The 25,389-nt window shown below is 67.8% G+C and carries 20 protein-coding genes; 11 read left to right on the forward strand and 9 right to left on the reverse strand.

Annotation, left to right across the window (positions count from 1 at the left end; all coding sequences use genetic code 11):
- Window positions 1-37 precede the first annotated feature (37 nt).
- A complete protein-coding gene (locus E1J61_RS04875; protein ID WP_133093022.1) occupies window positions 38-331 on the forward strand; it encodes an HPr family phosphocarrier protein in 294 nt (97 codons plus the stop codon).
- On the opposite strand, the gene E1J61_RS04880 is transcribed toward E1J61_RS04875, so the two are convergent.
- The 4 genes from E1J61_RS04880 to E1J61_RS04895 form a co-directional block, all read right to left on the reverse strand.
- Window positions 322-759: a universal stress protein gene (locus E1J61_RS04880; RefSeq protein ID WP_133093023.1), complete on the reverse strand. Its 438-nt coding sequence runs from the start codon at window positions 757-759 to the stop codon at window positions 322-324. The genes E1J61_RS04875 and E1J61_RS04880 overlap by 10 nt on opposite strands.
- 249 nt (window positions 760-1,008) lie before the next feature.
- The gene (locus E1J61_RS04885; RefSeq protein ID WP_133093024.1) at window positions 1,009-1,512 is read right to left on the reverse strand and encodes a DNA-deoxyinosine glycosylase; all 504 of its coding nucleotides are present in this window, start codon (window positions 1,510-1,512) and stop codon (window positions 1,009-1,011) included.
- A gap of 59 nt (window positions 1,513-1,571) precedes the next feature.
- Window positions 1,572-3,473, reverse strand: coding sequence for a molecular chaperone HtpG (gene htpG / locus E1J61_RS04890; protein ID WP_133093025.1), 1,902 nt, complete (start codon window positions 3,471-3,473; stop codon window positions 1,572-1,574).
- Window positions 3,474-3,611: 138 nt separating this feature from the next.
- On the reverse strand, window positions 3,612-5,150 hold the full coding sequence (locus tag E1J61_RS04895; protein WP_133093026.1) for a PLP-dependent aminotransferase family protein: 1,539 nt from the start codon (window positions 5,148-5,150) through the stop codon (window positions 3,612-3,614).
- Window positions 5,151-5,234: 84 nt separating this feature from the next.
- Here E1J61_RS04895 and E1J61_RS04900 point away from each other — a divergent pair, with 84 nt between their 5' ends.
- The 7 genes from E1J61_RS04900 to E1J61_RS04930 all read left to right on the forward strand — a co-directional run bounded on the left by E1J61_RS04900 (window position 5,235) and on the right by E1J61_RS04930 (window position 10,750).
- Window positions 5,235-5,912, forward strand: a complete 678-nt coding sequence (locus E1J61_RS04900) for a VOC family protein (protein WP_133093027.1) — start codon at window positions 5,235-5,237, stop codon at window positions 5,910-5,912.
- Between the two features lie 39 nt (window positions 5,913-5,951).
- Window positions 5,952-6,665, forward strand: coding sequence for an alanyl-tRNA editing protein (locus E1J61_RS04905; protein WP_133093028.1), 714 nt, complete (start codon window positions 5,952-5,954; stop codon window positions 6,663-6,665).
- Window positions 6,662-7,309 (forward strand): LysE family translocator, encoded by a 648-nt coding sequence (locus E1J61_RS04910; protein ID WP_133093029.1) that lies wholly within the window; start codon window positions 6,662-6,664, stop codon window positions 7,307-7,309. The genes E1J61_RS04905 and E1J61_RS04910 overlap by 4 nt, the downstream gene beginning before the upstream one ends.
- A gap of 93 nt (window positions 7,310-7,402) precedes the next feature.
- On the forward strand, window positions 7,403-8,326 hold the full coding sequence (locus E1J61_RS04915) for a DMT family transporter (protein WP_135705597.1): 924 nt from the start codon (window positions 7,403-7,405) through the stop codon (window positions 8,324-8,326).
- A gap of 15 nt (window positions 8,327-8,341) precedes the next feature.
- The gene (locus tag E1J61_RS04920; RefSeq protein WP_133093031.1) at window positions 8,342-8,797 is read left to right on the forward strand and encodes a RidA family protein; all 456 of its coding nucleotides are present in this window, start codon (window positions 8,342-8,344) and stop codon (window positions 8,795-8,797) included.
- Between the two features lie 84 nt (window positions 8,798-8,881).
- Window positions 8,882-10,072: a PLP-dependent aminotransferase family protein gene (locus E1J61_RS04925; RefSeq protein WP_133093032.1), complete on the forward strand. Its 1,191-nt coding sequence runs from the start codon at window positions 8,882-8,884 to the stop codon at window positions 10,070-10,072.
- Window positions 10,073-10,105: 33 nt separating this feature from the next.
- Entirely contained in the window at window positions 10,106-10,750 is a 645-nt protein-coding gene (locus E1J61_RS04930) for a glutathione S-transferase family protein (RefSeq protein WP_133093033.1), read from the forward strand.
- A 36-nt stretch (window positions 10,751-10,786) separates the two neighbouring features.
- Here E1J61_RS04930 and E1J61_RS04935 read toward each other — a convergent pair whose 3' ends face one another.
- Window positions 10,787-11,440 (reverse strand): LysE family translocator, encoded by a 654-nt coding sequence (locus E1J61_RS04935; RefSeq protein ID WP_133093034.1) that lies wholly within the window; start codon window positions 11,438-11,440, stop codon window positions 10,787-10,789.
- A gap of 409 nt (window positions 11,441-11,849) precedes the next feature.
- On the opposite strand from E1J61_RS04935, the gene E1J61_RS04940 reads away from it, so the two are divergent.
- The gene (locus tag E1J61_RS04940; RefSeq protein WP_133093035.1) at window positions 11,850-13,532 is read left to right on the forward strand and encodes an L-lactate permease; all 1,683 of its coding nucleotides are present in this window, start codon (window positions 11,850-11,852) and stop codon (window positions 13,530-13,532) included.
- Between the two features lie 181 nt (window positions 13,533-13,713).
- Window positions 13,714-15,543 (forward strand): ABC transporter ATP-binding protein, encoded by a 1,830-nt coding sequence (locus E1J61_RS04945; RefSeq protein ID WP_133093036.1) that lies wholly within the window; start codon window positions 13,714-13,716, stop codon window positions 15,541-15,543.
- Window positions 15,544-15,607: 64 nt separating this feature from the next.
- On the opposite strand, the gene parC is transcribed toward E1J61_RS04945, so the two are convergent.
- The 3 genes from parC to E1J61_RS04960 all read right to left on the reverse strand — a co-directional run bounded on the left by parC (window position 15,608) and on the right by E1J61_RS04960 (window position 20,890).
- On the reverse strand, window positions 15,608-17,950 hold the full coding sequence (gene parC, locus E1J61_RS04950) for a DNA topoisomerase IV subunit A (protein ID WP_133093037.1): 2,343 nt from the start codon (window positions 17,948-17,950) through the stop codon (window positions 15,608-15,610).
- A gap of 69 nt (window positions 17,951-18,019) precedes the next feature.
- Window positions 18,020-18,832 (reverse strand): lytic transglycosylase domain-containing protein, encoded by an 813-nt coding sequence (locus tag E1J61_RS04955; protein WP_133093038.1) that lies wholly within the window; start codon window positions 18,830-18,832, stop codon window positions 18,020-18,022.
- Between the two features lie 66 nt (window positions 18,833-18,898).
- Window positions 18,899-20,890, reverse strand: coding sequence for a DNA topoisomerase IV subunit B (locus E1J61_RS04960; RefSeq protein ID WP_133093039.1), 1,992 nt, complete (start codon window positions 20,888-20,890; stop codon window positions 18,899-18,901).
- 344 nt (window positions 20,891-21,234) lie between these two features.
- On the opposite strand from E1J61_RS04960, the gene E1J61_RS04965 reads away from it, so the two are divergent.
- A complete protein-coding gene (locus E1J61_RS04965) occupies window positions 21,235-22,446 on the forward strand; it encodes an MFS transporter (protein ID WP_133093040.1) in 1,212 nt (403 codons plus the stop codon).
- Between the two features lie 972 nt (window positions 22,447-23,418).
- On the opposite strand, the gene E1J61_RS04970 is transcribed toward E1J61_RS04965, so the two are convergent.
- Complete coding sequence (locus E1J61_RS04970; RefSeq protein WP_133093041.1) at window positions 23,419-25,350, reverse strand: ATP-binding cassette domain-containing protein; 1,932 nt, start codon at window positions 25,348-25,350, stop codon at window positions 23,419-23,421.
- Window positions 25,351-25,389 lie beyond the last annotated feature (39 nt).

A 25,389-nucleotide genomic window follows, 5' to 3' on the forward strand; every position in this document is an offset into this window, starting at 1 on the left:
CGCCACAGCCCCGGCCGCCGTGTGGATGTGACTGTCTGTGGTAGAAGCAACGATCGACGGGCTCGCCGGCCTGATCTTCCAGGGCCGCAGTTCCGCACGCCTGAGCCTGGCCGCCAGCCGCTTTGCCAGCAGCATCATGCTGGCGACCGCCTCGGGCTCGGCCAACGCGCGCGACGTCATGGCCGTGATGCGGCTGCGCGTGCCGCCCGGCACGCCGCTGCGCATCCGGGCTGACGGGCCGGATATCGGCCGGTCCGCTGCCGCGCCTGGCGGCGCGGATGCGGCGGCGCTAGCCCACGGCGCGGGCCGGCGGCCGCGCGCCTACCGGTAGACCAGCACCGGGATCTTGCTGTGGGTCAGCACCTTGAGGGTCTCGCTGCCGATCACCAACCCTTTGACCCCGCGCCGCCCGTGGGACGCCATCACGATCAGGTCGCATTCCTTGTCCTCGGCCGCCTTGATGATGGCCTCGTACGGATGGTCATTGACCGCGTAGGTCGTGTCACAGGCCACGCCCGCTGCGCCGGCCTCGTCGGCCAGGCCGCGCAAGTAGCGGGTTGCGTCTTCCCAGGCCTGCTTGACGTAGGTCTCGCGGGTGTCCTCCAGCATTTCGACCTGGTAGGTCAACACATGGTAGTTCGGACAGACGCGCACCACGGTGGCACGGGCGCCCATCTCCCGCGCCAGCACAAGTGCCTTGCGGAATGCGGATTCGGACAGGTCGGAGCCATCGACCGCCAGCAGGAGATGCTTGAACATGATTGCCTCCTCGCCTGCGCATTGCGCTCACTTCCGATGCGACATCGCCTTGCGTCCGAAAGTGGGAGCCGCAAGGCGCACAACAAGGAGCGACCGATACCCTCGGTTTCGAATCATCTGTCACCCTGATCCAGTATAGGTGCGCGATGGCACACGGCAATCCGGCGGGCGTCACATTGCCTCGCCCGCATTCGAAACGCCGGCGCAGCCATGTTCCCGGGCACGCCGGCCGCGCGCAGGGCCGCGGCGCTACGCCATCAGCGCGCGCCACAGCGCCAGCTTCTGCTCGAAATTGCGCGCCGCGTGCGCCGGGCTGGACGAAGGCAGCACCACCGTCTGATACCCCTGCGCGGCAAACTGCGGCGCGAACCGTCCCGATGTGCCACCGTTGAAGCCGATGCGCTCGAGCGCCGGCGCCAGCTGGCGCAGCCGTGTGAAATCGTTGGCCTGCGGGTAGCGGATATTGCTGTCCAGGCTGCCTTCGCGCATGCACGCCCCAAGCACGTCCCAGACGCCGATGCGATGCGCCAGCAGCCGCACCAGCCGTTCGGCATACGGCAGCGCCGGCATCGGTTCGCCGGTCAGCGCGGCCATCAGCGGCCAGAACTGGTTGCGGGGATGGGCGTAATACTGGCGCGCGGCCAACGAGGCGGCGCCGGGGAAGCTGCCCAGCACCAGCACGCGGGTGTTGCGGTCGATGACAGGCGGCAGGCCCTGGTGCAGGTCGGCCTGGGGCGGGATGGGGTCTGGCATGGCAGAAACGCAGCGGCCCCGACTACCTGCTTCGGGGCCGCTGCGTCGGTCGCCGGCCGTCAGGCCAGCAGCTTGTTGACGCGCTGCACGTAGGCGGCCGGGTCTTCCAGCATGCCGCCTTCTGCCAGCAGCGCCTGGTCGAACAGCACCTGCAGGCGGTCGCTGAAGGCATCGCCCTCCGGAAGATCTCGCAGCTTCTTGACCAGCGCATGCTCCGGGTTCAGCTCCAGGATCGGCTGGGCGTCCGGCGCCTTCTGGCCGGCCTGCTTGAGCAGGCGCTGCAGGTAGCCGCTCATGTCGCCCTCGTCCGACACCAGGCACGATGCCGACTCGGTCAGGCGCAGCGTCACGCGCACGTCCTTGGCCTTGCCGGCCAGCACGGTCTTGGCGCGCTCGACCACGTCCTTCCAGTCGGCCTCGGCCTTCTCCTGCTCGGCCTTCTCGGCTTCATCGGCCAGCTTGCCCAGGTCGAGGTCGCCGCGCGCCACCGACACCAGTTCCTTGCCGTCGAATTCGCGCAGGAACGACAGCATCCATTCATCGACGCGGTCCGTCAGCAGCAGGACTTCGATGCCCTTCTTGCGGAACACTTCCAGGTGCGGGCTGTTCTTGCCGGCGGACCAGGTATCGGCCGTGACGTAGTAGATCTTGTCCTGGCCTTCCTTCATGCGGCCGACATAGGCGGCCAGCGACACGTTCTGCTCGGCGGTGTCGTTGTGGGTCGAGGCAAAGCGCAGCAGTTTCGCCACGCGCTCCTGGTTGGCCTGGTCCTCGCCGGTGCCTTCCTTCAGCGCCTGGCCGAACTGTTGCCAGAAGGTGTCGTACTTGGCGCGTTCGGCTTGGTCCTCGCTGTCGGCCAGCGCTTCCAGCATCGACAGCACGCGCTTGGTGCAGCCTTCGCGGATCGCCTTGACGTCGCGGCTTTCCTGCAGCAGTTCGCGCGATACGTTCAGCGGCAGGTCTGCGGAATCGACCACGCCCTTGACCCAGCGCAGGTAGCCCGGCAGCAGCTGCTCGGCGTCGTCCATGATGAAGACGCGCTTGACGTACAGCTTCAGGCCGGCCTTGTGGTTGCGGTCCCACAGGTCGAACGGCGCGCGCGCCGGGATGTACAGCAGCTGGGTGTATTCGCTGCGGCCTTCGACGCGGTTATGGGTCCAGGCCAGCGGCGTTTCGTTGTCGTGCGCGATGTGCTGGTAGAACGCGGTGTACTGCTCGTCGGTGATGTCGGACTTGTTGCGGGTCCACAGCGCGCTGGCCTGGTTGACGCTTTCCCACTCGTCGGTGCGCTTGTAGCTGCTGGCCTCGGCGTCCCACACTTCCTTGGGCATGCGGATCGGCAGCGAGATATGGTCCGAGTATTTCTGGATGATGCTCTTCAGGCGCCAGGCCGACAGGAAATCGTCCTCGCCCTCGCGCAGGTGCAGCGTGATGGTGGTGCCGCGCTCGGCGCGCGCGATCGCGTCGACGCTGAACTCGCCGTCGCCGGTGCTTTCCCAGCGCACGGCTTCCTCGGCGCCCACGCCGGCGCGGCGGGTTTCCACCGTGACCTTGTCGGCGACGATAAAGGCCGAATAGAAGCCCACGCCGAACTGGCCGATCAGCGCGGCGTCCTTCTGCTGGTCGCCGGACAGCTGCTGGAAGAATTCCCTGGTGCCCGAACGGGCGATGGTGCCGAGGTTGCGGATGGCCTCGTCGCGGCTCATGCCGATGCCGTTGTCGGTGATCTTCAGCGTGCGCGCCTGGGCATCGGCCTCGATGCGGATGGCCAGGTCGGCGTCGTTTTCCAGCAGGGACGGATTCGCGATCGCCTCGAAGCGCAGCTTGTCAGTGGCGTCCGAAGCATTCGAGACCAGCTCGCGCAGGAAGATTTCCTTGTTGCTGTACAGCGAGTGGATCATCAGGTGCAGCAGTTGCTTCACTTCCGCCTGGAAGCTCATCGTCTCGTGCGGTGCGGTCATGGTTCTCCTTTTGAATCTCGAAAACAGGCGAATCTGGGATGGTCGGGTGGCCGTCGGGGGCCGGTGACGCCAGAAATAGGGCCGCCCGGGCCATTTTTCAAGGCCCGGGGAATGTAACGCGTGCAGGGCAACGAGGGCTCAGAGCCGTTCCAGCTGGCGCCCGAGAAAGCGCAGCATGTCCGGGTCGCCGCTGCTGGCGACATTGAAGCGCATCCACCCCGACGGCATCTGCGACGGCGAGAACAGGCTGCCGGGGGCGAACAGGTAGCCCTCTTCGTGCCCCGCGGTGGCGATCGCGTTGGTATCGCGCCCGGTATCGGCCCACAGGTACATGCCGGCATGCTGGCCCGGGAACAGGCGCAGGCCCAGCCGCTCCAGCTCGCGCCGGGTTTCGTCGCGGGCGCGGTCCAGCCGGGTGCGCACACGCTCGACATGCTTGCGGTAGTGCCCCTCGGTCAGCACCTTGTACAGCACCCGCTCGTTGATCTCGGGCGAAGCCAGGCCCGCCAGCAGCTTGCTGTCGGTCAGTGCCGATGCCATCTCCGGGTGCGCGGCGATAAAGCCCACGCGCAGGTTGGCCGCCAGCGTCTTGGAAAAGCTGCCCAGGTAGATCACCCGGCGCAGCTGGTCCAGGCTGGCCAGCCGCGTGGCGGCGTGGCCGGGCGGGCACAGGTCGCAGTAGATATCGTCCTCGACGATCAGGAAGTCGTACTGCTCGGCCAGCTTCAGCAGCTGGAAGGCCTTGGCGGCGGACAGCGAGGTGCCGGTCGGGTTGTGCAGCACCGAGTTGATCACGAACAGCTTGGGCCGCCGCGCCTGCACGATGCGCTCCAGCGCCTCCAGGTCCGGCCCCTCGGCGGTGTACGGCACGCCGATCACCTGCGCGCCCTGCGCGGCAAAGCGCGCGAACATCACGAACCACGCCGGGTCGCCGACCAGCACAGCGTCGCCGGGCTGCAGGTAGAGCCGGGCGATCAGGTCGAGCGCCTGGGTGATGCCGGAGGTCAGCACGATCTGCTCGGCGCCGGCGCGGATCTCCAGTTCCTCCAGCCGGGTGCGCAGCTGCTGGCGCAGCGGCAGGAAGCCTTGCGGCGTGCCGCTGGCCAGGAAATGGTTGCCCGGCTGGCGTCCCAGGCCGCGCAGCGCGCTGGCGATCAGCTCGCCATCGAGCCATTCGTTGGGCAGGAAGCCCAGCCCCGGCGCCTTGTGCGCCTCGGCGGTATGGAACATGCTGCGCAGCAGCCAGGTGACGTCGATATTGCGCGCCTCGGCCGCGTTGGACGACACCGGCGCCGCGGGCGCGGCCGGCGCACGCTCGCGCACGTAGAAGCCCGAGCCGCGGCGCGATTCCAGGTAGCCCAGCGCCACCAGCCGCTCATAAGCCTCCACCACAGTAAAGCGCGAGATGCCCTTTTCCTGCGCCAGCTGGCGGATCGACGGCATGCGCATGCCGGCGCGGAACACGCGTTCGTCTATGCGCATGCGGGCCCATTCGGTCAGTTGCTCGACCAGCGTCATCTGGGCCGACGGGATCGGGTCGGGCAGGCGCTCGGTGGGCGGCAGCACCAGGCGCAGCGGGCGTCCGCCGGCCTTGGCGGAGGTGCCGCGCGCGCCGCTTCCGCTATGCTGCTGGGGATTCGCGGCGGTGGTATCCGCGTCCCTGGTGTTCGCATCCATGTGCTGCTCCTGCAACTGTACTGAAGACGATACGCAGAACTGTACCGGTACTGTACCGACTACCTTGTCTACCATCAAGCCAAGATGAAGCTCGCCCTCGACCACCTCGTCATCGCCGCGCCCGACCTGGACGCCGGCACCGCCCATGTCGCCGACCTGCTGGGGATTGCTCCCCAGGGTGGCGGTGCGCATGCCGCCATGGGCACGCACAACCGCGTGCTCGGCATGTTCGGCGGCATCTACCTGGAAGTGATCGCGATCGACCCGGCCGCCGCCGCGCCAGCGCGGCCGCGCTGGTTCGGCCTCGACACCGAGGCGGTACGGCAACGGCTGGAGAACGGTCCGTTCCTGTTGCACTGGGCCGCCCGCGTCGAGCGCCCCGCCGACCTGACGCTGTGGCAGTCGCAATACCCGGCCCGGATCGCGCCGGTGATCCCGATGACGCGCGGCGACCTGCGCTGGCGCATCACGGTGCCCGAAGACGGCGCCCTGCCCGGCTGGCAAGGCGAGGCCGATGCCGCCGGCGACGGCTTGCTCCCCAGCCTGATCCAGTGGGACGTGGCCGCCTACCCTGGCATCAGCCTGCCGCGGCAGGACCTGGCGCTGCGCAAGCTGTCCGGGCGCCATCCACGCGCCGAACTGCTGCGGCAGGGCCTGGCCTGGCTGGGCGCGGACCACCTGATCGCGATCGAACAGGGCGACGGCCAGCCGGAACTGTCGGCCGAGATCGAAACCCCGCAGGGCATCCGCACGCTGCGCTAGCCAGACCAGACAAGCAACAAGAATCCCAAGGAGACACCGATGTCCGCGACCCGCAAGCGTTTCGACGACGATCCCTATCTCGTTCACTGCACCGCCACCGTGCTGGCGGCCAGCGCAGAAGGCATCGAACTGGACGAGACCGTGTGCTACGCGCGCAGCGGCGGCCAGGCCGGCGACACCGCCACGCTGGCGCTGCCCGACGGCCGCACCGTGACCATCGTCGACACGATCTATGCCGAAGACCGCAGCCGCATCCTGCATATGCCTGCGCCGGACGCCGCGCTGCCGCGCGTGGGCGAGCGCGTCACGGTCACCATCGACTGGGCGCGCCGCCACCGGCTGATGCGCCTGCATACCTGCCTGCATTTGCTGGGCTCGCTGATCCCGGTGCCGGTGACCGGCTGCGGCATCTCGCCGGACTCGGCGCGGATCGACTTCGACCTGCCGGAGTCGACGCTGGACAAGGCCGGCCTGACCGAGCGCCTGAACGCGCTGATCCGCGCGGAAACGCCGGTGCGGATCACGCTGATCACGCCGCAGGAGCTGGCCGCGCAGCCGGAACTGGTGCGCACCATCGGCGCGGCGCCGCCGGCGGGGACCTCGAGCATCCGCATCGTCGAGATCCCCGGCGTCGACCGCCAGCCCTGCGGCGGCACGCATGTGGGCAATACCAGCGAGATCGGCACCGTGGCGGTAACCAAAATCGAGAAGAAGAGCCGCACCAACCGCCGCGTCGTGGTGGCGTTCGCATGACGGCCGTGACCTCCGGCCTGCTCACCGGCCTGACCGCGGCGCAGTTCCTGGCCCTGCTGACGCTGCTGACGGTCGGCCTGTTCACGCCCGGCCCCAACACCGCCATTGCCGCGGTGACCGGCGCCAACTTCGGCCTGCGCGCGACGCTGCCGCACTGCGTCGGCGTAGCGTTCGGCTTTGCCAGCATCCTGGCGCTGTGCGCGGTCGGCGTGGGCGCGCTGGTCCTCGGCCAGCCGGCGCTGGCATCGGCGGTGCATCTAACCGGCGTGGCCTACCTGCTGTGGCTGGCGTGGAAGATCGCGCGCGGCACGACACTGGCCGAAAGGCAGGTGCTGCGGCCGCTGAACGTGTGGCAATCGGCGGTGCTGCAGTACGCCAACATCAAGGCGTGGATGCTGGCACTGGCGGTGGCGGCGTCCTATATGGCCGGCGCCACCGCGCCGCTGCAGCGCCTGCTGCTGGTGTGCGGCGTATTCGCACTGCTGGGCTTCGTCAGCAACGGCGTGTACGGCGCGCTGGGTGCGGCGCTGCGGCAATGGCTGCGCGAGGGCGAGCGCGTGCGCTGGTTTAACCGTGCCATGGGCGCGGCTCTGGCGCTGACCGCGCTGTGGATCGCTGTCAGCGCCCGGCCCGGCGTGCATTGAACCGAACGACAAGAACACAAGACGCCAACCATGTCCGCTCCCTCGCACACTTCCTCGCCTGCTTCCATACCGGCCGCGCCCCATTCAGGCGGCATGCTGCTCGGCTTCATCGGCGTGGCCATCTTCAGCCAGACCCTGCCGTTCACGCGCATGGCAGTGGCCGAGCTGGACCCGATCTTCGTCGCGCTGGCGCGCGCCGTCCTGGCCGCGCTGCTGGCGCTGGCGCTGCTGGCCATGCGCGGCGCGCTGGCCGCGGCACGCCGCCCGCGCGGCGGCCAGTGGCAACGGCTGGCGGTGACTGCGCTGGGCGTGGTGGCCGGCTTCCCGGTGTTCTCGTCGCTGGCGATGCGCGAGGTGCCGGCCAGCCACGGCGCCATCGTGGTCGGCCTGCTGCCGCTGGTCACGGCCGTGTTCGCGGCCTGGTTCGGGCGCGAACGGCCGTCGCCGGCGTTCTGGCTGTCGGCCGTGGCCGGCAGCGCGCTGGTGGTCGGCTTTGCCGCCTGGCAAGGCGCCGGCGGCCTGCAGCACGCCGACTGGTACCTGTTTGCCGCGGTGGTGCTGGGCGCACTGGGCTATGCCGAGGGGGGCAAGCTGTCGCGCGAGCTGGGCGGGCTGGAGACGATCAGCTGGGCGCTGGTGGCGTCGCTGCCGGTGCTGGTGCCGGTGGTGGCCTGGCTGGCGCTGCGCGACCTGCCGGCGATCGCCGCGGCGTCGCCGCGTGCCTGGGCCGGCATGGCCTATGTCTCGGTGTTCTCGATGTTTGTCGGCTTCCTTTTCTGGTACGCCGGCCTCGCAAAAGGCGGCGTGGCCCGCGTCGGGCAGATACAATTGCTGCAGCCGTTCCTGACGCTGGCGGGGGGCGCGCTGATCCTGGCCGAGCCGCTTGACGCCCCCACCATCGCCTTCGCGGTGGCGGTGATCGCTGTCGTGGCCCTCGGCCGCAACGCCGCCGTGCGCCAGAGCGCACCTGCCGCCGCCCCGGAAACGTCCCCTGTCCTTCCAGGACGCATTCACTGACCAGGAGTCCAACGCATGTCCGTCTACGACACCCTTGCCCGCCTCGGCGTCGAACTGCCGACCGCCAACGCCCCTGCCGCCGCCTACGTGATGGCCGCGCAGACCGGCAATACCGTATTCCTGTCGGGCCATATCGCCCGCAAGGACGGCAAGGTATGGACCGGCAAGCTGGGCCAGGACATCGACACCGAATCGGGCAAGGCCGCCGCGCGCGCCATCGCCATCGACCTGCTGGCCACGCTGCACGCGCACGTGGGCGACCTGAACCGCGTCACCCGCATCGTCAAGGTGATGAGCCTGGTCAACTCCACCACCGAGTTCACCGAGCAGCACCTGGTCACCAACGGCGCTTCCGAGTTCCTGGCCGAAGTCTTTGGCGACAAGGGCAAGCACGCGCGCAGCGCCTTCGGCGTGGCGCAGGTCCCGCTGGGCGCCTGCGTCGAGATCGAGATGATCGTCGAGGTGCAGTAATTTCCGCCGGCCGGCGGCCCGGGCGACCGCCACCGGCCGGCCTTGCCACACAGAAACACCCTCCCAGACCACAAGAGACACATCATGAAATGGGCCATCTCCCGCCGGGCGCAGCAACTGACCAGCTCGGCCATCCGCGAAATCCTCAAGGTCACCGAGCGTCCGGAAGTCATTTCCTTCGCCGGCGGCCTGCCCTCGCCGGCATCGTTCCCGGTAGCGGCCATGGAGGCAGCGACGGCCCGCGTATTCGCCGACAACCCGCAGGCGGCGCTGCAATACGCCGCCACCGAAGGCTACCTGCCGCTGCGTGAATTCATCGCCAAGCGCCACGGCGTGGGCGTCGAGCGCGTGCTGATCGTGACCGGCTCGCAGCAGGCGCTGGACCTGATCGCCAAGGTGATGATCGACCCGGGCAGCAAGGTGATGGTGGAAACCCCCAGCTACCTCGGCGCGCTGCAGGCGTTCTCGCTGTTCGAACCCGAGTTCGTCTCGATTCCGACCGACGACAAGGGCCTGGTGCCCGAGGCGCTGACGCCCGAGCTGACCGCCGGCGCGCGCTTCCTGTACGCCCTGCCCAATTTCCAGAACCCGACCGGCCGCCGCCTGCCGCTGGAGCGCCGCCAGGCACTGGTGGCGCGCGCGCAGGAGCTGGGCGTGCTGGTGGTGGAAGACGATCCGTACGGCGCGCTCAGCTACACCGGCGACCAGCTGCCGACGCTGCTGTCGATGAATCCTGACGGCGTGATCTACATGGGCTCGTTCTCGAAGATCCTGGCTCCCGGCATGCGCCTGGGCTACGTGATCGCCCCGCCCGAGCTGCATTTCAAGCTGTGCCAGGCCAAGCAGGCATCGGACCTGCATACGCCGACCTTCACGCAGCGCGTGGCCTACGAGACCGTGCGCGACGGCCTGCTCGACCGCCATATCCCGACCATCCGCGAGCTCTACAGCAAGCAGTGCCAGACCATGCTGGACGCGCTCAAGCGCCATATGCCGGAAGGCGTGACCTGGAACACGCCCGAAGGCGGCATGTTTATCTGGATGGAGCTGCCCGAAGGGCTGGACAGCATGGCTATCCTGGAAGAAGCGGTGAAGCGCAACGTGGCCTATGTGCCGGGCGCGCCGTTCTACGCCAGCAACCCGAAGCGCAATGCGCTGCGCCTGGCGTTCGTCACTGTGCCGCCCGAGCGCATCGAGCAGGGCGTGGCGATCCTGGGCGAGTTGTTCCGCGAGTCCATCGCCGCCGCTGCCGCCAGGCAAGCGCGCGCGGCCTGACGCCGAACGGGCGCGCGCATTCCAGGAGCCGACATGCTGCGTATCTGGGGCCGACTCTCCTCCATCAACGTGCAGAAGGTGGTCTGGTGCGCGCGCGAGCTGCACCTGGACCATGAGCGCGTCGATATCGGCGTCAACAAGGGCGACCTCGACACCGAGGCCTATGTCCGCCTGAACCCGAACCGCCAGATCCCGGTGATCGAGGACTTCCGCGGCACGGACGTGGGCGGCGAGCCCTTCGTGCTGTGGGAATCGAACGCGATCGTGCGCTACCTGTGCGCGCGCTACGGCGAGGGCACGCTGTGGCCCGAAGACGTCAAGGCGCGCGCCTCGGCCGACCGCTGGATGGACTGGCAGACCACGGCCTTCAGCCCGGCCATGGTGACGGCGTTCCTGAACCTGGTGCGCACGCCCGACGGCGAGCGCGACGAAGCCGCCATCCAGGCCTCGTGCGCCCGCACCGAGCGGCTGGCGGCGCTGCTGGACAAGGCGCTGGCGGGCCGGGAGTTCATCGGCGGCGACCGCTTCACCATGGCGGATATCTCGCTGGCTTGCGCCGCGCACCGCTGGATGGGCCTGCCGATCCAGCACCAGCCGCGGCCCGACCTGCAGCGTTGGCTGGCGGCAATGCGTGCCCGCCCTGCCGCCGGCGGCATTCTGGAACTGCCGCTGCGCTGAGCGGCGGCAGTTTTTCCTTCCTCTGCTTCTAGCTGCCTATTTCGCGGCACGCGAGCCCGAAGTCGCCGTAAAGATCCCCAGCCCGATAAACGCCGCCCCCGTCAGGTAGCGGCCGAATGCGCGTGCCCGCCCGGCGCGGCGCAGCGCCGGCATCACCGCGGCCGCGGCCATGACGTAGCAGGCGTCGGTGGTGGCGGCGATCAGCACGAAGGCCACGCCCAGCGCGAGGCTCTGCGCCAGCGCCGAGCCGGCCGGGTTCATGAACTGCGGCAGGAAGGCGGCGAAGAAGATCGCGGTCTTGGGGTTGAGCAGCGCCACCACGAAGCCGTCGCGCATCACCTGGCGCAGGCTGCGCTGCGCCACCTCGGGCGTGCCGCCGTCCGCCGCCGCAGCGCCGCCACGCAGCGCGCGGATGCCGAGCCAGATCAGGTAGGCCGCACCTGCGTACTTGACCACCGAGAACGCGAGCGCCGACACCGAGAACAGCACCGCCAGCCCCAGCGAGGCGCCGATGGCGTTGCCCAGGTTGCCCAGCGCCACCGCACCGATCGACGCCAGCCCGGCCTGCCGGCCCTGCGCCAGCGTGCGCGTCACGATATAGACCACGGCCGGGCCGGGGGTGATGGCCAGCGCCAGGCTGGCCAGCACGAAGGCGGTCAGCAGCGGCCACGCGGGCAGGAATTCAGTCATGGGGCAGCCTCGTTCGATATTGGGATGCGGACAGCGCCCGCGTCATGGCGAACGCCAGTATGCGCCGCTCCACCGCGCTCGCGCCAGTCCCCGCCATGGCTGCCGAGCCAGTCATCCAGGCCACGCGCAGGCAGGCATACTTTTGCAACAGGCGCCGTTTAGAGTACTCTGGCCGGTGTGCCGGGTACGTCCCACGTGCTCTGTAATGCCCCAGGGAAACCCTGATCCCTGAATGTGGCTCATGCCAGGCATGACGCAATGTACGGCAGCGAACACGGAACCCGTTCCTACAATCGCTGGTTCTTTCCCGCGCGCGGCGGATGCCGCACGCCGGTGCAAAGCGCAAGCGGGTCGCCCAGGGCACGCAGATCGCCCGGGCCCCCGAGCCAACCTGAGGAGGATTTCGATCGTGTGGAGTCAAGTCTATGACCCGCTGGGCAATATGGCGCTGTCGACCATTGCCGCGGGCATTCCCGTCGCCGTGCTGCTGGCAGCGCTGGCGTTCTTTCATATGCAGGCACACCTGGCCGCCGGGCTGGCGCTGGTGATCGGCATCATCGTCGCATCGACGGTGTTCGGCATGCCGGCGGCGATGGCCGGCAAGGCGGCGGGGCTCGGCATCGTCTCCGGGCTGTTCCCGATCGGCTGGATCGTGCTGAACATCATCTTCCTGCACCGGCTCACCACCCTGAACGGATCGTTCAAGGTGCTGCAGAACTCGATCTCCGGCATCACCGAGGACCGCCGCCTGCAGCTGCTGCTGGTGGCGTTCAGCTTCGGCGCCTTCTTCGAGGGCGCGGCCGGCTTCGGCACGCCGGTGGCCGTGACCGGCGCCATCCTGATCGGGCTTGGCTTCTCGCCGCTGGCCGCCTCGGGGCTGGCGCTGATCGCCAATACCGCGCCGGTGGCCTACGGCGCGCTGGGCGCGCCGATCATCGGCCTGGCTTCGGTGACGGGGCTGGACCTGCTCGACCTGTCGGCCATGATCGGCCGCCAGCTGCCGTTTTTCTCGGTGATCGTGCCGTTCTGGCTGATCTGGGCCTTTGCCGGCTTCCGCGGCATGCTGGCGATCTGGCCGGCGATCCTGGTCGCGGGCGTGAGCTTCGCCATCCCGCAGTTCCTGGTGTCGAACTTCCACGGCCCGTGGCTGGTGGACGTGATCGCGGCGCTGGTGTCGATGGGCGCGCTGACGCTGTTCCTGAAGGTCTGGCATCCGAAGGAAATCTGGACTTCGACCAAGATCCTCGGCCGTCACGACGACTCCAAGGTCGACCACCCCGAAGCGCTGGAGGCCGATGCGCGCGCCAGCGCCGCCTCGGCCGGCATCTCGGTGGCCAAGGCCTGGATGCCGTGGGTGATCCTGACGGTGTTCGTGTTCGTCTGGGGCATCCCCGAGTTCAAGAAGCTGATGGATAGCCTGTGGGCCTGGAAATTCCCGATCCCGGGTCTCGACAAGGCCATCGTCAAGGTGCCGCCGGTGGTGCCCAAGGAAGTCATCGAAGGCGCCGTGTTCAACTTCAACGTGCTGTCGATGGCCGGCACCGGCATCTTTGTCTCGGCGATCGCCGGCGGCCTGCTGATGGGCTACTCGGTGCCGCGCCTGTTCAAGGAGTACTGGGAAACCATCAAGCTGGTGCGCTACTCGCTGCTGACCATCTGCGCGATGTTCGGCGTCGGCTACCTGACCCGCTACTCGGGCCTTGATGCCACGCTGGGCCTGGCCTTCGCCCACACCGGCGTGCTCTACCCGCTGTTCGGCACCATGCTGGGCTGGCTGGGCGTGGCGCTGACCGGCTCGGACACGGCCTCGAACGTGCTGTTCGGCGGCCTGCAGAAGACCACCGCCGAGCAGCTGGGCCTGTCGCCGGTGCTGATGGCGTCGGCCAACAGCTCGGGCGGCGTGATGGGCAAGATGATCGACGCGCAGTCCATCGTGGTCGCTTCGACCGCAACCAAGTGGTACGGCCATGAGGGCGACATCCTGCGCTACGTGTTCTTCCACTCGATCGTGCTGGCGATCCTGGTGGGCCTGTTCGTGACGCTGCAGGCCTACGTGCCGCCGTTCACGCACATGGTGATCCACCATCCCTGATTGCCCTGCCGCCGCAGCAGTTTCAGCATGGCAGTTCAGCAAAGCCCCGCCCCTGGCGGGGCTTTTCCATTGGGCAACGCGCGTATCATGTTGCGTCTGATCCGCCGCAAGCGCCCCCGGGATCCCACAAGGACAACACAGGGGCGACTGCGCGCGCCGTGCCACACAACGGGAACCTGCCATGTTGCGTCGCCTGGAAAGACTGATCGACCCCTTCCGGAACATGCCCGACCGCGAGCCGCCAGGCCAGGTCCTGCGCTTCTACACCTGGTACCTGCGTGAAGTCTGGGGCGTGTTCGTGCTGCTGTTGCTGGTGGGCCTGGTCGGCGCGCTGATCGAGGTGGCGCTGTTCAGCTTCCTCGGCCGGCTGGTCGACATGGCGCAGACCACGCCGGGCGCGGAATTCTTCAGCCGGCATCGCAACGAACTGCTGTGGATGCTGGTGGTGGCGGTGCTGCTGCGGCCCATTTTCTTCGGCCTGCACGACGTGCTGGTGCACCAGGTCATCAATCCCAGCCTGTCCAACCTGATCCGCTGGCAGAACCACCGCTACGTGCTCAAGCAGAGCCTGTCGTTCTTCCAGAACGACTTTGCCGGGCGCATCGCCCAGCGCATCATGCAGACCGGCTTCTCGCTGCGCGACTCCGCCGTGCAGGCGGTCGACGCGCTGTGGCACGTGGTGATCTACGCCGTCAGTTCGCTGGTGCTGTTCGCGCAGGCGGACTGGCGGCTGATGATCCCGCTGCTGCTGTGGATCGCCTGCTACGTGGCCGCGCTGCTGTACTTCGTGCCGCGCGTGAAGGAGCGCTCGGTGATCGCCACCGAATCGCGCTCGCGGCTGATGGGGCGCATCGTCGACGGCTATACCAACATCACCACGCTCAAGCTGTTCGCCCATACCCGGCAGGAAGAGGACTACGCGCGCGACGCCATGGCCGAGCAGACCGAAAAGACCCGGCTGGCCGGACGCATGGTCAGCGGCATGGACGTCACCATCACCGCCATGAACGGCGCGCTGATCGCCGGCACCACCGGGCTGGCGGTGTGGCTGTGGAGCACCGGGCATGTCACCACTGGCGCGATCGCGCTGACCACGGGCCTGGTGATCCGCATCAACAATATGTCCGGCTGGATCATGTGGGTGGTCAACGGCATCTTCGAGAACGTCGGGCAGGTGCAGGACGGCATGAAGACCATCGCCGTGCCGCGCAAGGTCACCGACCGCGCCAACGCGCAGCCGCTGCGCGTGACGCAAGGCGAAGTCCGCTTCGAGCAGGTGGGGTTCCACTATGGCAAGGGCTCGGGCGTGATCGAGGGCGTCAACCTGACGGTGCACCCTGGCGAGAAGATCGGCCTGGTCGGCCCGTCCGGCGCGGGCAAGTCGACGCTGGTCAACCTGCTGCTGCGGCTCTATGACGTGGAAAGCGGCCGCATCCTGATCGACGGGCAGGACATCGCCGATGTCACGCAGGAAAGCCTGCGCGCGCAGATCGGCATGGTGACGCAGGACACCTCGCTGCTGCACCGCTCGATCCGCGAGAACCTGCTGTACGGCAAACCCTCCAGCACCGAGGCCGACCTGGCCAATGCGCTGCACGGCGCGCGCGCGGACGAGTTCATTCCCGGCCTGGTCGATGCCCACGGCAATACCGGACTGGAGGCGCAGGTGGGCGAACGCGGCGTGAAGCTGTCAGGCGGACAGCGCCAGCGCATCGCGATCGCGCGGGTGCTGCTGAAGAACGCGCCGATCCTGATCCTCGATGAAGCGACCTCGGCGCTGGATTCGGAAGTGGAAGCGGCGATCCAGGACAGCCTGGAAACGCTGATGCAAGGCAAGACGGTAATTGCCATCGCGCACCGGCTGTCGACGATCGCGCGCATGGACCGGCTGGTGGTGCTGGACAACGGGCATATCGTGGAGAGCGGCACGCATGCGGAATTGCTCGCGCATGGGGGGCTGTATGCGCGGTTGTGGGCGCATCAGACGGGGGGATTTGTGGGGGTGGATTGATCCCGCTGTTTGCTCCCCTCTCCCATGAATGGGAGAGGGGAGCAAACACTGGCTCCGGCGAAACTCAGTTGCCGTTGCCCGGCGCCTCCACCCGCACCGGATCGATCCTCGGCTCCTTCAGCTTCGCCTCGATCTGCTTGCCCTTGCGCGCGCGCTTGCCGACATACGGCAGCAGCGATTGCCCGGCCAGCTTCTGCGACGACGGCTTGCCGCCCCGGCCCGCGCCCGACAGCATCAGCCCCGGCGCGCCCACGGCCACCGCCTGCAGCAGCTTCTCCCTGGGCTCCAGCTCCATCAGGATCACGCCGCGGCCGCCGGCCGACAGCACCTTGACCTCATCCAGCGCCACCAGCAGCAGGCGGCCATTGCCGGACAGGCAGGCCGCATGCGTGGCCTCGTCGCCGATCGGCGCCGGCGGCAGCGGGGCATCGCCGTCGTCCAGCATCAGGAACGACTTGCCGCCCTTCTGCCGGCCGGTCATGTCGGCCACCGTGGTCAGGAAGCCGTTGCCGCCGGCGGTGGCGATCAGCATGCGCTGGCTGGCGCTGCCGGCAAAGGTGTGTGCCACCTGGCTGCCGGACTGCAGCTCGATCAGCGTGGTGATGGGCACCCCGTCGCCGCGCCCGCCCGGCAGGCTGGAGACCGGCACGGAATAGACCCGGCCATTGGTGCCGAACACCAGCAGCACGTCGACGGTGCGGCAGTCAAAGGTGTTGTAGAGCGCATCGCCCGCCTTGAAGGTGAACTGCTGCGGATCGTGGCCATGGCCCTGGCGCGTGCGCACCCAGCCCTTCTGCGACATGATCACCGTCACCGGCTCGTCGATCACGCGCACTTCGGCCGCGGCGCGGCGTTCTTCCTGGATCAGCGTGCGGCGCGGATCCTTGTCTTCCGGGCTGTACTGCCTGGCGTCGGTCTCGATCTCCTTGATGATGCGGCGGCGCATCATGGTCTCGGACTTGAGCAGCACGTCCAGGTCGGCCTGCTCTTCGCGCAGGTCCTTCAGTTCCTTCTCGATCTTGATCGCTTCCAGCCGCGCCAGCTGGCGCAGGCGGATTTCCAGGATGTCCTCGGCCTGGCGGTCGGTCAGCTCGAAGGCTTCGATCAGCGCGGGCTTGGGCTCGTCGCTCTCGCGGATGATGCGGATCACCTCGTCGATATTGAGCAGCACCAGCATCCGGCCTTCGAGGATGTGGATGCGGTCCTCGACCTTGCCCAGGCGATGGCGCGTGCGGCGCGTGACCGTGTCGAAGCGGAACGCGATCCACTCGCCCAGGATCTCGCGCAGGCCCTTCTGGCGCGGGCGGCCATCGGTGCCGATCATCACCAGGTTGATCGGCGCGCCCGACTCCAGGCTGGTATGCGCCAGCAGCGCCTGGATGAACTCTTGCTGGTCGATGTTCTTGCTCTTGGGCTCGAACACCAGCCGCACCGGCGCGTCCTTGCCGGATTCGTCGCGAACCGCGTCCAGCACCGCCAGCACGGTGGCCTTGAGCTGCTGCTGGTCCGGCGTCAGCGCCTTCTTGCCGGCCTTGATCTTGGGATTGGTGATTTCCTCGATTTCTTCCAGCACCTTCTGCGCGGAAGTATTCGGCGGCAGTTCGTTCACCACCATCTGCCACTGGCCTCGCGCCATTTCCTCGATGGTCCAGCGCGCGCGCACCTTCAGGCTGCCGCGGCCGTTCTCGTAGATCTGGGCAATGTCCGCCGCCGGCGAAATGATCTGGCCGCCGCCGGGATAGTCCGGGCCCGGCATCAGCGCCAGCAGCTCGGCCAGCGAGATACTCGGGTTGCGGATCATCGCCACGGTGGCCGCGGCGACCTCGCGCAGGTTGTGCGGCGGGATCTCGGTGGCCATGCCCACCGCGATGCCGGAGGCGCCGTTGAGCAGCACGAACGGCAGCCGCGCCGGCAGCAGCTTCGGCTCCTGCATCGAGCCGTCGTAGTTGGGGACGAAGTCGACCGTGCCCTGGTCGATCTCGTCGAGCAGCAGCCGCGAAATCGGCGTCAGGCGCGCTTCGGTGTACCGCATCGCCGCGGCGCCGTCGCCGTCGCGCGAGCCGAAGTTGCCCTGGCCGTCGATCAGCGGGTAGCGCAGCGAGAAGTCCTGCGCCAGGCGCACCAGCGCGTCATAGGCGGACTGGTCGCCGTGCGGGTGGAACTTGCCCAGCACGTCGCCGACCACGCGCGCGGACTTGACCGGCTTGGCATCGGCGCGCAGGCCCATCTCGTGCATCGCGAACAGGATGCGGCGCTGCACCGGCTTCTGGCCGTCGGCCACTTCCGGCAGCGCGCGGCCCTTGACCACGCTGACGGCGTAGTCGAGGTAGGCGCGCTCGGCGTAGCGGGCCAGCGTCAGCGAATCGGCCGGCTCTTCAGGTTGAAACGTGATGTCTTGTTGTTCCATGGATAGGCAAGAATTCGGCGCGCCATATTGCAGCAGCGCGCCGGGTTGCTTGTGGTTCGGTCATGCCGGTCAGGGCATATTGCGCCGTCCGCCGATCACCATCTTTACGCGCGGCCCGTCGGCAATGGCACTGGCGCGCATGGGCCCCGCGCCCTGGGCGGGCTGGTAGAACCGGTAGAACTGCAGGACCGTGCTGACATACTGCCGCGTCTCGGGGTACGGCGGAATCCGGTTGTTGTAACGCTGCACCGCACCTTCGCCCGCGTTATACGCCGCCAGCACCAGTTCCAGGTTGTTCGGGAACAGCTGCATCAGCCAGCGCAGGTAGCGCACGCCGGCCGTGATGTTGGTGCGCGGGTCGGCCAGCTTCTGTTCGACCGTGCGGCGCTGGTCGGCGCTGACGCCGAAGCGCGCGCCGGTGTCGGGAATCACCTGCATCAGCCCGATCGCACCCTTTGGCGAGACCGCACCCGGGTTGAAACCCGACTCGACCGCCATCACCGCCTTGACCAGCGCGGGATCGACGTCCTGCCTGCTGGCGATCTGGTGGATCAGCGGCTCGACGGTCTTGATATTGGGATGGTTGACGACGTACCGGTAGAGCTTGTGCTGTTCGAGGTCGATATCGTCAGCGCCGTCCGCGCCGGCTGGCGCCCTGCCGCGCTGGATCGCTGCCAGCCGCGCGCTGTCGAGCTTGCCGCCGTCCTTCATGAACAGCTTGTAGCGCGAGTCGAGCTTCTGGTCGGCAAAGTGCGCGATGCCGTCGGCATCGATATAGCCCCACAGCTCGGCATGGGCCGCCGGCGCGCAGGCGAGCCCGGCCAGCGCCAGCACGGCGGCTGCCGTCCTGCGCCATGGATTGCCGGGGGGTCTCGTCGTCATCGTGCGTTCCTGCTGGTCTGCGGACTGGGGGATTATCCCCCCAATCGCGGGCCGGCGCTCCAGTGGTCAGATATCGGCCTCGACCTCGTTGCCCTTCTCTTCCAGCCAGCTGCGGCGCTGCGCGGCCTCGCCCTTGCCCATGAGCATGTTCATCATCTCCACGGTCTGCGGCAGGTCGTATTCGCCCAGCGTCACGGGCAGCAAGCGGCGCGTGTCGGGGTTCATGGTGGTTTCCCACAGCTGCTCGGCGCTCATTTCGCCCAGGCCCTTGAAGCGCGAGATCTGCCAGCTGCCATCCTTGACGCCGTCCTTGACCAGCTTGTCCTGGATGGCCACCAGCTCGCCTTCATCCAGCGCGTACAGCTTCTGCGCCGGCTTCTTGCCGCGCGCGGGAGCATCGACGCGGAACAGCGGCGGGCGCGCCACATAGACGTTGCCGGCCTCGATGAGCTTGGGGAAGTGGCGGAAGAACAGCGTCAGCAGCAGCACCTGGATATGCGCGCCGTCCACGTCCGCGTCCGACAGGATGCTGATCTTGCCGTAGCGCAGGTTGGACAGGTCGGGCTCGTCGTTGGCGCCGTGCGGATCCACGCCGATCGCCACCGCGATGTCGTGCACCTCGTTGTTGGCGAACAGCCGGTCGCGCTCGGTCTCCCAGGTGTTGAGCACCTTGCCGCGCAGCGGCAGGATGGCCTGGAATTCCTTGTCGCGGCCCATCTTGGCCGAGCCGCCGGCGGAATCGCCCTCGACCAGGAACAGCTCGTTGCGGGTCACGTCGGTGGATTCGCAGTCGGTCAGCTTGCCGGGCAGCACGGCCACGCCGGAGCCCTTCTTCTTCTCGACCTTCTGCGCCGCGCGCGTGCGCGCCTGCGCCTGGCGGATCACCAGCTCGGCCAGCTTCTTGCCGTACTCGACATGGTGGTTCAGCCACAGCTCCAGCGCCGGGCGGCTGAAGGTGGAGACCAGCCGCACCGCGTCGCGGCTGTTCAGGCGTTCCTTGATCTGGCCCTGGAACTGCGGGTCGAGCACCTTGGCCGAGAGCACGAACGAGGCGCGCGCGAACACGTCTTCGCTCATCAGCTTGACGCCCTTGGGCTGCAGCGCGTGCATCTCGATAAAGCTCTTGACCGCCTGGAACAGGCCTTCGCGCAGGCCGGACTCGTGCGTGCCGCCGGCCGGCGTGGGGATCAGGTTGACGTAGGACTCACGCACCGGCGCGCCGTCCTCGGTCCAGGCCACCACCCACGAGGCGCCTTCGCCGTCGGCAAAGCCTTCCTCGCCGGGGTTGGCGTCGGGATCGGCGAAATGCTCGCCCTCGAACATCGGTATCACCAGCTCCGAGCCGCTGCCTTGCGCCAGCGCTTCGACCAGGTAGCCCTTCAGGCCCTGGTCGTACTGCCAGGTCTGGGTTTCGCCGCTCTTCTCGAGCACCAGCGTCACCTTGACGCCCGGCAGCAGCACGGCCTTGCTGCGCAGCAGCCGCTGCAACTCGGCCTGCGGGATCGCGGCCGAATCGAAATACCTGGCGTCCGGCCACACCTGCACGCGCGTGCCGTTCTTCTTCTCGCCGCGCTCGAGCTTGCGCGAGGCCAGCGGCGAGGTCACGTCGCCGCCGGAGAACGTCAGCGTCGAGTTCATGCCGTCGCGCCAGACGGTCACGTCCAGCTGCGTCGACAGCGCGTTGGTCACCGACACGCCCACGCCGTGCAGGCCGCCCGAGAAGGCATAGGCGCCGCCCTTGCCCTTGTCGAACTTGCCGCCGGCGTGCAGCCGGGTAAAGACGATCTCGACCACCGGCACGCCTTCTTCCGGGTGGATGCCCACCGGGATGCCGCGGCCGTCGTCCTCCACGCTGACGCTGCCGTCGCGGTGCAGGGTCACCAGGATCTCGGAGCCGTGGCCGCCAAGGGCCTCGTCCGAGGCGTTGTCGATCACCTCCTGCACGATATGCAGGGGGTTGTCGGTCCGGGTGTACATGCCGGGGCGCTGCTTGACCGGCTCCAGGCCCTTCAGGACCCGGATGGAAGATTCGCTGTACTGACTGGTTTTGCTCGCCATGGAGTCGCTACGAAAGTGGATGTCCCGGCTGCCGCGGGCGTACAACTGTGCACGCGCCGGGGCACCGGGCACTGCATTGTAATGGATGCGCGGGGCGGTATTCCCGCGGAAAAACGCTTGCGGCTGCCGCCGGGGCCCGCGCCGCATTTGCCGCGGCGCCGCCACTTTCTGCCGCGCCGCCGGCATTAAGCGGGTGGCGTACGCGTTTTCCGCGTCCGGGGTAAACTCGCCACCACCCCGCCCACGGCAAGCCAGATTGCCGTCCCGGCACGGTTCACAACAAGCACAGACAATCCATGCCGGCGCCGCGCCACCGCGCGGCCAGCCGCACACCGAGCCAAGACATGCAAAACCGACAACTTTCCCTGACCACCGTGCTGGTGTGCGGGGGCCTGCTCGTCACGCTATCGATGGGCATCCGCCACGGCTTCGGCCTGTTCAACCTGCCGATCACGCAGGCGCACGGCTGGAACCGCGAGACCTTCGCCTTCGCGCTGGCACTGCAGAACCTGATGTGGGGCGCCAGCCAGCCCTTCGCCGGCGCGCTGGCCGACAAGTTCGGCGCGCTGCGCATCATGCTGGTCGGCGTGGCGCTGTATGTGGCGGGCCTGGTGGTGATGGCGCTGGCGACCAGCGGCACGGCCTTTGCCACCGGCGCCGGGGTGATGATCGGTATCGCCCAGTCCGGCACCACCTACAGCATCGTCTACGGCGTGATCGGCCGCGTGGCCAGCCCCGAGAAGCGCGTGTGGGCGATGGGCATCGCCGCCGCGGCGGGATCGTTCGGGCAGTTCCTGATGATCCCGGTGGAGCAGGGGCTGATTTCCGGCCTGGGCTGGCAGAACGCGCTGTACGTGATGGCGCTGATGGCCTGCGTGATGCTGCCGCTGGCGCTGACGCTGCGCGAACCGAGCGAGATGGCGCACGGCGCCGGCCAGCACCAGACCATCGGCCAGGCGATCCGCGAGGCCTTCGGCAACCGCAACTACCAGCTGCTGACGCTGGGCTACTTCGTGTGCGGCTTCCAGGTGGTGTTTATCGGCGTGCACCTTGCGCCGTACCTGAAGGACCAGGGCCTGACCGACCCGAAGGTGGCCGTGGTGGCGCTGGCGCTGATCGGTCTGTTCAATGTGTTCGGCACCTATACCGCCGGGGCCATGGGGCAGCAGCTGCCCAAGCGCTACCTGCTCGCGTTTATCTACCTGGCGCGCGCCGTGGTGATCGCCGGCTACCTGCTGTTGCCGCTGACGGTGGCGAGCACCTGGGTATTCGCAGCGCTGATGGGGTTCCTGTGGCTGTCGACGGTGCCGCTGACCAACGGCATCATCGCGCAGGTGTTCGGGGTGAAGTACCTGTCGATGCTGTCGGGCGTGGTGTTCTTTTCGCACCAGATCGGCAGTTTCCTGGGGGCGTGGCTGGGGGGCTATCTCTATGACCGTACCGGCGGGTACAACACGGTGTGGCTGATCTCGATCGGGCTTGGGGTGCTGGCGGCGCTGGTCAATTTGCCGATTCGGGAGCAGGCGCTGGTGCGTGCCCAGCCGGCGGCGGCGTGATGGCGGCGGGCCGTGTGACCATGGCGAAGGCAGCTGGGCTGGCGGTGCTGGCGGGGGTGTTGGTGCTTGGGTTCGTGGGGTATTTGCGGCCTTCGTTTATGGTCGATCTGACCAATATGGTGTTGGCTTGGTGTGGGTGAGGTTGGGCAGCCCGTGGAATCGCCGCTTTCGCTGTTTGTGACATGCTGTCGGCCGTTGAACCGCCTGGTTCCGCCCTCCTGGGCGGGTCACTTTTTGTCCGAGCGACAAAAAGTAACCAAAAAACGCGTCGCCTGAGCGGCTGGCTATCAATTTGGCGGTGTGGGTAGTTCGGGCGGTGGTGATTTCCGTTTGGGCTTGGGTGGCCGTTCGAACCTGCTAACGCCAGGTGAGTTAGGGATAGTGCCTGGCGTTAACCGGCTCTTGAACGATCCCCATGCCGGGCGTAGGCCGCCTGCTAGGAGCCTCATCGGTGGGACGCCTTCGGCTGCGCTACGCGCGGGCCCAAGGTGGCAGAGCGGCCGATTTCGATTCGGTCACCAACAGCGCCCTGCGAGCGCAGCGATGCAGGTCCGTGCCCGAGCATTTCACCGGCGAGACTGAGCCGCGCGCAGCGCAGCCGTAGGCGATGATGCGATACCGCAGGCAGCAGGCGGCCTACGCCCGTCCTGGGGATTGTTCAAAAGTCGGGAATCGTCAGGCACCCACACTCACTCACCTGGCGTAGCAGGCTGGAATCGCGACCACGCCTCACTGAGACCAAAATCGCCAATATCACCAAAAGCGCCAAATTGGCTCAGCCAGCCGCAGGCGACGCGCTTTTTGGTTACTTTTTGGCGCTCGGCCAAAAAGTGACCCGCCCAGGAGGGCGGAACCAGGCGGTTCAACGGCCGACAGCATGTCATCAACAGCGATAGCAAGACGCTAAAACAGCCGACAGCATGTCACCAACAGCGACACCGGCGCTTGAACAAGCCGAGAGCCTGTCGCTCCTTATATCCCCTCCCCCTTCACCTTCCCCTCCAACACCTCCCACCGCTCCAACGCCTCCAGCAATTCCATCTCGATCTCATCATGCCGCGTTGCGAGCTGCGCCGCCTTGGCCGCGTCGCTGACATAAAGCGAGCCATCCTCCAGCTGCGCCGAAATCGTCTTCTGCTCGGTTTCCAGCGCGGCGATGCGCTCCGGCAGGCCGTCGAGTTCGCGCTGCTCCTTGTATGACAGCTTGACCGAACGATTGGCGCCGCGCGCCTCGCGCGACTCCTTGCCCCTGGCCGGCTCGGCCGCCTTCTGCTCCGGCTTGCGCGCAGCATGGATCGCCGCGGCACGGGCCGATTGCTCGACCCAGTCGGAATAGCCGCCCACCGACTCGCGCCACACGCCTTCACCCTCGGCGGCAATGGTGGAGGTCACCACGTTGTCCAGGAACGCGCGGTCGTGAGAGACCAGGAACACCGTGCCGCTGTAGTCCTGCAGCAGTTCTTCCAGCAGCTCCAGCGTATCGATATCGAGGTCGTTGGTCGGCTCGTCCAGCACCAGCACGTTGGCCGGCCGCGCGAACAGCCGCGCCAGCAGCAAGCGGTTGCGCTCGCCGCCCGACAGCGACTTGACCGGCGAACGCGCGCGCTCCGGCGCGAACAGGAAATCGCCCAGGTAGCTCATCACGTGCTTGCGCTGCCCGTTGACCTCGACCCAGTCGCTGCCCGGGCTGATGGTGTCGGCCAGCGATTTTTCCAGGTCAAGCGCGGTGCGCATCTGGTCGAAGTACGCCACCTGCAGGTTGCTGCCGTTGCGCACCGTGCCGCTGTCGGGCGCCAGCTCGCCCAGGATCAGCCGCAGCAGCGTGGTCTTGCCGGCGCCATTGGGGCCGATCAGGCCAACCTTGTCGCCGCGCATGATGGTGGCGGTGAAATCGCGCACCACCACCTTGTCGCCATAGGCCTTGTTCACGTCGGTCAGCTCGGACACGATCTTGCCGGAGCGGTCCGCCTGCGATACCTCCAGCTTGACGTTGCCCTGCACCTCGCGGCGCGCGGCGCGCTCGGTGCGCATCGCCACCAGGCGCTGGATGCGAGATACGCTGCGCGTGCGGCGCGCCTCCACGCCCTTGCGGATCCACACTTCTTCCTGCGCCAGCAGCTTGTCGAACTTGGCCTGCTCGACCTGCTCGGCGGCCAGCATTTCTTCCTTGCGCGCCTGGTAGGCGGCAAAGTTGCCGGGGAAGGACACCAGCCGGCCGCGGTCCAGCTCGACGATGCGAGTGGCCACGCGGTCCAGGAAGGCGCGGTCATGGGTAATCAGCAGCACGCTGCCGCGGAAGGCGAGCAGCAGGTCTTCCAGCCAGCGGATCGCCTCCACGTCGAGGTGGTTGGTCGGCTCGTCCAGCAGCAGGATGTCGGGTTCGGCGACCAGCGCCTGCGCCAGCGCCACGCGCTTCTGCAGGCCGCCGGAGAGCGCGTCGACGCGGGTGTGCGAATCGAGCCCCAGCCGGGCCAGCGTGGTTTCCACGCGGGTGCGCAGCTGCCAGGCGCCGGCGGCGTCCAGCTCGGACTGCAGCCGGTGCAGTTCGGCCAGCGCGGCTTCGTCGTCGTGGTGCTCGGCAACGCGATCGGCCGCGGCCTCGTAGCGCACCAGCAGGTCATGCGCATCGCCCATGCCCTGCGACACCGCGTCGAACACGGTGATGCCCGGCTCGAACTGCGGCTCCTGCGGCACGTAGGCACTGGTCACACCGCTCTGGCGTGCGATCAGGCCATCGTCAGGCGCCGACAGCCCGGCCACGATCTTCAGCAGCGAGGACTTGCCCGAGCCGTTGCGCCCGATCAGGCCCACGCGTTCGCCGGACTCCAGCGAAAAATCGGCGTGGTCGAGCAAAGCCACGTGCCCGAAGGCGAGCTGGGCGTCGGTAATGGAAAACAGGGCCATGGGAAAAGACGACGAATGGAAAGACGGAGCCGGATCGGA

The sequence above is a fragment of the Cupriavidus sp. L7L genome, assembly GCF_004353535.1.
Classification (GTDB): Bacteria; Pseudomonadota; Gammaproteobacteria; order Burkholderiales; family Burkholderiaceae; genus Cupriavidus; species Cupriavidus oxalaticus_A.